The sequence below is a fragment of the Candidatus Neomarinimicrobiota bacterium genome, assembly GCA_016784545.1.
GTDB lineage: Bacteria > Fidelibacterota > UBA8477 > UBA8477 > JABMPR01 > JABMPR01.
In genome coordinates this window covers 22,918-29,549 of sequence record JADHUM010000058.1, presented here as the reverse complement: position 1 = coordinate 29,549, position 6,632 = coordinate 22,918, and the positions used below count along the sequence as shown (strand labels likewise).

Here is a 6,632-nt window from a genome sequence, read left to right as displayed (position 1 = left end):
GATTACGAATTTTGGGTTTTGCTTTCATAAATCACCATGTTTTGAACTGTTTTTATTGATTTCTGGCAACTTAAGCTTTATTTATCTCTACACAACACATTGTTATTATTATCGTTATATACTTTTACAGGGACGACTAGGTATTTCTCAAATGCGATTGCTTTATCTTCTGTATCAAAGGAGATCAATGTCTCAAGTGACCATGGTTTATACCTGGCCGTACTTTTTACTTCTCCATAATTATGTTTTAGGATTCTTTTCTTAATATCTGTCGTATACCCTGTATAGTGTCGCTCTGGGTATTTTTGTGAACGCAAAATGTAAACGTAAAACATAATCTGCTCTTAGGTTTCTAGCCTGCTCGGGCGTAATTCGAATTTTATTGGATTGGATAAATTCTTCCCAGCTTCGCTTTCAGCTACGCTCGGGGTAGGCTTCATTCTTCATTTTATTCGAATGAAGCCTAGCGGAGGTGGGGGGACTCGAACTCCCAAGTCCTTTCGGACGGCGGTTTTCAAGACCGCTGACTTACCAATTAGCCTACACCTCCAGTGCAGCAATACCTGACTATTATACTCCATTGAGGAGTAATAATGCGGAGACGGTAGGATTAGCTGAGCGTCGTCCCTGTGGGACTCCCTCGCTTTACTTCGCTACGCTCCGTTTCGAACCTTTATTCTCCAGCAAATCGTACTGGTCGAATATAAGGTCCAATGTCAAAAATGCGGAGACGGTAGGATTCGAACCTACGGTACGCCAAAACGTACAACGGCTTAGCAAGCCGCCGCCTTAAGCCACTCGGCCACGTCTCCGTATTGAAAAAGCGCGCAAATATAAACCAACCCAATCTGAGGACAAATGAAAAGTGAGACTCCCCTATTTCATTTCGTGTTTAGGTCCAAATCTTTGACTGAAATAGATAAATGGAGTATCAATAAATGCGACCATAAGTTTGAGAATATAGGTTGTGAGTACTATCTCCCAGACTACCGACATGGGGAGTACACTCTCTGGATCGAGGAAAAGTCTTGGGAAAACAGCAAAGGCCAGAATGGCGAAGGTTACTGAATCAATTAACTGACTGGATGCTGTGGAGAGATTATTTCTAATCCACAGAAATTTTCCTTCAAATTTGGCTTTCCAAAAATGAAATGCCCAGACATCATGAAGTTGGGACATCAGATAGGCTATCACACTTGCAAGAACAATCCCAGGGGCAAAACTGAATATGGTATCCATACCCGCAGAAGCACCCCAATCATTGGGACTGGCTTCGTATAGGATCATAAATTGGGACATTACGAGGTAAAATAAGGTAGCCCCTAATCCAATAAACACACCCTTTCGGGCAGCTGCTTTGCCATAATATTCAGAAAGAATGTCCGTACTGAGAAATATGGCACCATACAGGACATTTCCACCGGTGGCTTCAAATCCAAAAAGTACAATAGTTTTAGTTACAAAGATATTTGCCAGTACATAATTGACGGCAATGAGCGCATAGAGCCAGTTTTTTCCAATGCGAAATGCAAAAAGGACCATGCCAAGTCCTATAATGGTCTGAATAAAAAAGATTAACTCGTTGCTCATTGTTCTGATTTCCATTTCTCAGCAAGGACCTGCTTTAATGAATCTGGCATTCTTGTCGGTTTTCCATTCATTTTAACAAATGCATGTATTGTTTTACCACGATTTAATATTTTTCCGGGATCATCATCATTGATCAATGTGTACAGGATTTCCATTTTTCCCTTTGGCCATTCAGTTACTTCGGTAATGCAGGTCAGATGGTCATCGAAACCTGGTCCATAAAAATAATCAGATTCACTGTGGACCACAGGCATCATGATGCCTTCTGCTTCCAGTGCTTTATACGTGAGTCCCAGCTCTCTCATCATATCCGTTCGAGCAGCTTCAAAATATTCATAGTATCGGGAGTAATACATCACCCCCATTTGGTCAATATCTTTATAGCGAACTTTAAAATGATAGTCGTATCGGATCATCCGCCTCAATCGCCTCAATCGCCTTCCCAGGCGCCCATGTTCTCTATCTTATGGATTCGCTTTTCAATCATCTCATCAACTGAAAATTCATTTATAGCAGTAAGTTCTTCCAGAATGACATTTTTCAGTATCTTTGCAGTACCTTTATAGTCGCGATGAGCACCCCCCAGAGGTTCTTCAATGATTCTATCGGCAATTCCCATCTCTAAAAGATCTGCTGCCGTGACTCGCATGGCCTCAGCGGCTTTTTTCTTCTGAGTAGCATCTCTGTAGAGAATGGATGCACAACCCTCAGGAGAAATAACTGAATACCAGGTGTTCTCCAACATGATGAGTCTGTCACCTACGCCGATACCCAAAGCCCCACCAGAAGCACCTTCCCCAATGACGATTACAATTATTGGGACTGATAAGTGACTCATCTCAAAAAGATTTCTGGCAATGGCTTCTGCCTGACCTCTTTCTTCTGCCTCCAAACCTGGATACGCACCAATTGTGTCAATGAGAGTAACTGCTGGGAGCCCATATTTCTCGGCTAATTTCATGTGGCGTAAAGCCTTGCGGTAACCCTCTGGGTATGGCATACCAAAATTGCGGTATAGATTGTCCTTGGTGGTACGTCCCTTTTGCTGACCTATTATGACCATTCGTTGATCATCTATGCGAGCGATACCACTCACTATAGCCTTGTCATCACCGAAATGCCGGTCTCCATGCAGCTCTATCCACGAATCACACATGAGATTAATGAGGTCCAGAGCATGTGGACGATCGGCATGTCGAGCAAGTTCTACTCGCTGCCAGCGAGAAAGATTTTTATTTATTTTGATAGATTGCTCTACCAGTTTTTTTCGAAGCTTTTTAATCTCCTTTTTCATATCCAGTTCTGAATCAGTGGACATGATTTCCATTTCAATAATTTTTTGTTCTAAATCATGAATTGGTTTTTCGAATTCTAAGACTGTTTTACCCATATTATTTCCCTAAGAAGGCTTTAATAATGATTTCAAAATCAAGGAGGACTGAATGATTGTGAAGATAATAGTTCAATAAAGAATACCTCTCATCTTCACTGAGCTGAGATCCCCCGCGCACGGATTCAAGACTGAAAATACCACCTTTAATATCCCATCCTTTATCCATCAGATCAATTGGGGATCCGACGAGGCTCAACTTTCCCCGAATTACAAGGGGAAGCAAGCTTAAATTGCTCCAAAATGAGAACTGCCCATCTGACATTTTATAGTGGGAATATGTCTTTCCGCCTATCCTAACATCTGTAGCTATCATGGATTTAGCATTTACCATGAGACCTTGAAATGGTCGCATGACAAGATAGAGAAATGGTGCTATGATTAAATCTTCCAGTCGTTTTACAAATTTTGCTCCAGTATGATAGTATTTAAAATCCATATCAACAAATTGAACGGCTTGGAGGTTCTCAACAGCTGATTTGCCGACAATGAATGAAAGATTTCCTGGAACGAGTTTTATTTTTACTCCTTGTTGGCTTAAGATTGGCAAAAAGTCAAATATTTGTCTTAACTCGACATTATCAGAGGTGAATATTACATCATCAATACGATGATATTCCACAAGTGCCATCAAATCATCTAGATGACCTATAATCCTAGCGTCATCATGCGCTTTGCCATCTGTTACAAGAATCCCTACAGGAGTGTAGCCAAGACCCAGGTTGGTGAGAAGCCTTGAAAAGATATCGCTGGCACTTTCGAAGTCACCAATGATAAGGGTTCTTTGTGTTCCCAATGCGAAATTCTCTGTTCGACGTGTAGAAGCAATTATTCGCCATCCTGAAATCCAGACCACTGCTCCCAAATAGCTGATCAGCATCACAATACGAGAAAATGCATAGTCCTTAAAAAAGTAGGTCAGCGTAACATTTATGAGGAATCCTAGCGTAGCGGCCAGTACAGATCGGCTCACTGAATACTTGTAAGTTCTATACAAACCAAGACTTGTGATAACAGCCAGCCAGCTTCCCAGATAAACAGGAAGCACGTATATGTACTGACTTAAAACATCAAAAGTCCTGAATTTCATGTAAATGGCGAGCAGGGTGAATATGAGAAGACCTGAAAGATCAAGGACATATCCCATGGCATTCTTGCTGATCTTACTTAGAATGGATAGCATATACCGTGCAAAAATTCCCAGCCGAAGCACCCAATGAATTGGAAACCGTCTTGAGGTCTTAAAATGTTTTCTGGTGAATATATCCATGGCCTTGTAGAAGTGTGTATTGGTATCCCACATGGCTACTTTCGACGATTCACCCTTATAATGAATGATGCTGGTTGTGGGTGTGTAATAGACTTTCCAACCCGATTGTCCAAACCGGTAACACCAGTCCAGATCTTCCCCATACATAAAGAAGATCTCGTCTAGAGTACCAACTTCTTCTAGTGCCTCCCTGCGAATAAACATACACGACCCACTTATGGCTTCTACTTCATAGGCTTCATCTGGATTGAGATGGGTCAAATTATAGCGACCAAACCATTTTGATTTGGGGAAAACATTGGCCAGCCCAAGCAGCTTTGTGAAAGCTACCCAGGGAGTTGGAAAACTTCTTCTACACGCCAACTGGAGACTACCATCATCGTTTAATATTTTGCATCCCAGCAACCCAATCTTCCCATCTGCTTCCATAACCTCTATCAGTTTTTGTGGGGTGTCCTCCTGGACCAGCGTGTCTGGATTGAGAAGCCAGATATACTCACCCCTGGCCTTTTTGAGGGCCTGATTATTGGCTTTTGCAAAGCCCAGATTATCCTGATTCTGGATGAGATTAATTTGAGGGAACTGGGTTTGGAGCATTTCGATGCTCCCATCAACAGAGTGGTTATCTACAACAAATATTTCTGTTTCGATAGAATGAGTGGCTTTGAGAATACTCTCCAGAGCCTGCTGCAAAAAGGCTTTAACATTGTAATTGACAATAACAATGGAGAGTTTCATAAAAATTAGATAAAGCGAAAAGGGTTAAATTTTTCCCAACAAAGCCATTAAACGCAACCACCAGACACGCCAGATTGCTTCGCGTACAATGGCCTTGGACATCTTACTCTGACCCACAGTGCGATCGACAAATAGAATTGGCACTTCTTTAACCCGGTCTGGGGATCTTCTCCAGGCTCTGAAATTCATCTCAACTTGAAATGAGTACCCATTACTTCTTACTTTATCAAGATTAATCTGCTTCAGGAAGTCCACCCGCCAGCATTTAAATCCACCTGTACCGTCATTCACAGGCATGCGGGTAATCATTTGAATATATTTGCTGGCAAAATAGCTCAACATCAGACGTTGAAGTGGCCAGTTTACGACACTAATGCCATTTAAATACCTTGAGCCAATAATCAGGTCATTGGTTTCAATTTCTTTGAGAAAGGTCACAATAACTTCAGGGTCATGAGAAAAATCACCATCCATCTGCACGACCGTGTCATACTCATGCTCAATGGCATATTTGAAACCAGCGATATAAGCTGTACCAAGACCGAGTTTGCCTGCTCTTTCCATGAGGTGCAACTCGGGAGTGCCTTTTTGACGAGCTTTTACAATGTCAGCTGTGCCATCTGGTGAACCATCATCCACAATGAGAATGTCTGTTTTTACTGGGAGTGATAGCACCTTATCAATAACGAGAAGAATGTTTTCCTTTTCGTTATAAGTAGGTATGATTGTTAAATTACGAGACATTCATTTCTTCCTTAAGCAGAGCCAGCTCTTCATCAATCCCCATGATGGGTATTCCCAGCTCTTTATTCAATTTTTCACAAATCAGACCGCTGCGCAATGGCCGTGGAGCCTTCTGATTCAAGTCAACCGTCGAAATTGCATTAATTAATGAAGAGGACAACCCAAAAGTATCTGCAATTTTTAATGCAAAAGTATAACGCGAAACCACCTCTTTTGATCCAAAATGCCAAATACCCCATGCCTTATTCTCAAGGATCACTCTAATTACAGTCGCCAGTCGACGTGCATAGGTAGGGTTATTGTACTGATCATCAACGATTCTGACCGATCTTTCATTCCGCAATTCATTAAGCAACCACGCCACAAAACTACTCTTAAGATGTTTCCCATTGCCATACATGACATTGGGCCTAATGACTGCGACCTTTGCCCCTGATTCCAGAACAGCTTTTTCTCCAGCAAGTTTTGACTCAGCGTATTTACCCCTGGCATCACCAGCATCAGTTTCCCGATAGGGTCCCGAATCACCACTAAATACATAATCCGTGGATATGTGAATCAGAGGGATATCGTTATTCTTACAAATTAAAGCAATTGCCGCTGGAACCTTACCATTCAAAGCAAAGGCTAGATCCTGATCATCTTCTGCCCCATCAACATTTGTATAGGCTGCTGTGTGAATAATGCAATCCGGTTTAACCTGATTGACATATTCCTCGAGAGCCATGGTGTCATTTAAATCTATTTGTTCTACCTGGATATTATGGGATGAACCAAATATACTGGGGGTTAAATCAAGACCATAAATTTCATGATCTCTGGAAAACTCCTGAACAATATTTTGACCCAGCAGGCCATTGATTCCTGTTATCAATACACGTTTATTCAACTATTCTAGAT

7 protein-coding genes and 2 tRNA genes are annotated in these 6,632 nt (G+C 41.6%); all 9 read right to left on the bottom strand.

Features of this window, described 5'->3' with window-relative positions:
- Window positions 1-77: 77 nt before the first annotated feature.
- The 9 genes from ISR87_12820 to rfbD all read right to left on the bottom strand — a co-directional run bounded on the left by ISR87_12820 (window position 78) and on the right by rfbD (window position 6,621).
- Complete coding sequence (locus ISR87_12820) at window positions 78-335, bottom strand: GIY-YIG nuclease family protein (protein MBL7026323.1); 258 nt, start codon at window positions 333-335, stop codon at window positions 78-80.
- A 132-nt stretch (window positions 336-467) separates the two neighbouring features.
- A tRNA-Ser gene (locus ISR87_12815) sits at window positions 468-550 on the bottom strand.
- A gap of 175 nt (window positions 551-725) precedes the next feature.
- A tRNA-Ser gene (locus tag ISR87_12810) sits at window positions 726-812 on the bottom strand.
- A 64-nt stretch (window positions 813-876) separates the two neighbouring features.
- Entirely contained in the window at window positions 877-1,590 is a 714-nt protein-coding gene (locus ISR87_12805; GenBank protein MBL7026322.1) for a queuosine precursor transporter, read from the bottom strand.
- On the bottom strand, window positions 1,587-2,006 hold the full coding sequence (locus tag ISR87_12800) for an acyl-CoA thioesterase (GenBank protein MBL7026321.1): 420 nt from the start codon (window positions 2,004-2,006) through the stop codon (window positions 1,587-1,589). The genes ISR87_12805 and ISR87_12800 overlap by 4 nt, the downstream gene beginning before the upstream one ends.
- Before the next feature lie 14 nt (window positions 2,007-2,020).
- Complete coding sequence (locus ISR87_12795; GenBank protein ID MBL7026320.1) at window positions 2,021-2,980, bottom strand: acetyl-CoA carboxylase carboxyltransferase subunit alpha; 960 nt, start codon at window positions 2,978-2,980, stop codon at window positions 2,021-2,023.
- Between the two features lies 1 nt (window position 2,981).
- Window positions 2,982-4,988: a glycosyltransferase gene (locus ISR87_12790; protein MBL7026319.1), complete on the bottom strand. Its 2,007-nt coding sequence runs from the start codon at window positions 4,986-4,988 to the stop codon at window positions 2,982-2,984.
- Between the two features lie 24 nt (window positions 4,989-5,012).
- Window positions 5,013-5,732, bottom strand: coding sequence for a polyprenol monophosphomannose synthase (locus tag ISR87_12785; protein MBL7026318.1), 720 nt, complete (start codon window positions 5,730-5,732; stop codon window positions 5,013-5,015).
- Window positions 5,722-6,621 (bottom strand): dTDP-4-dehydrorhamnose reductase, encoded by a 900-nt coding sequence (gene rfbD / locus ISR87_12780; GenBank protein ID MBL7026317.1) that lies wholly within the window; start codon window positions 6,619-6,621, stop codon window positions 5,722-5,724. Before rfbD ends, ISR87_12785 begins: the two co-directional genes overlap by 11 nt.
- Window positions 6,622-6,632: the final 11 nt, after the last annotated feature.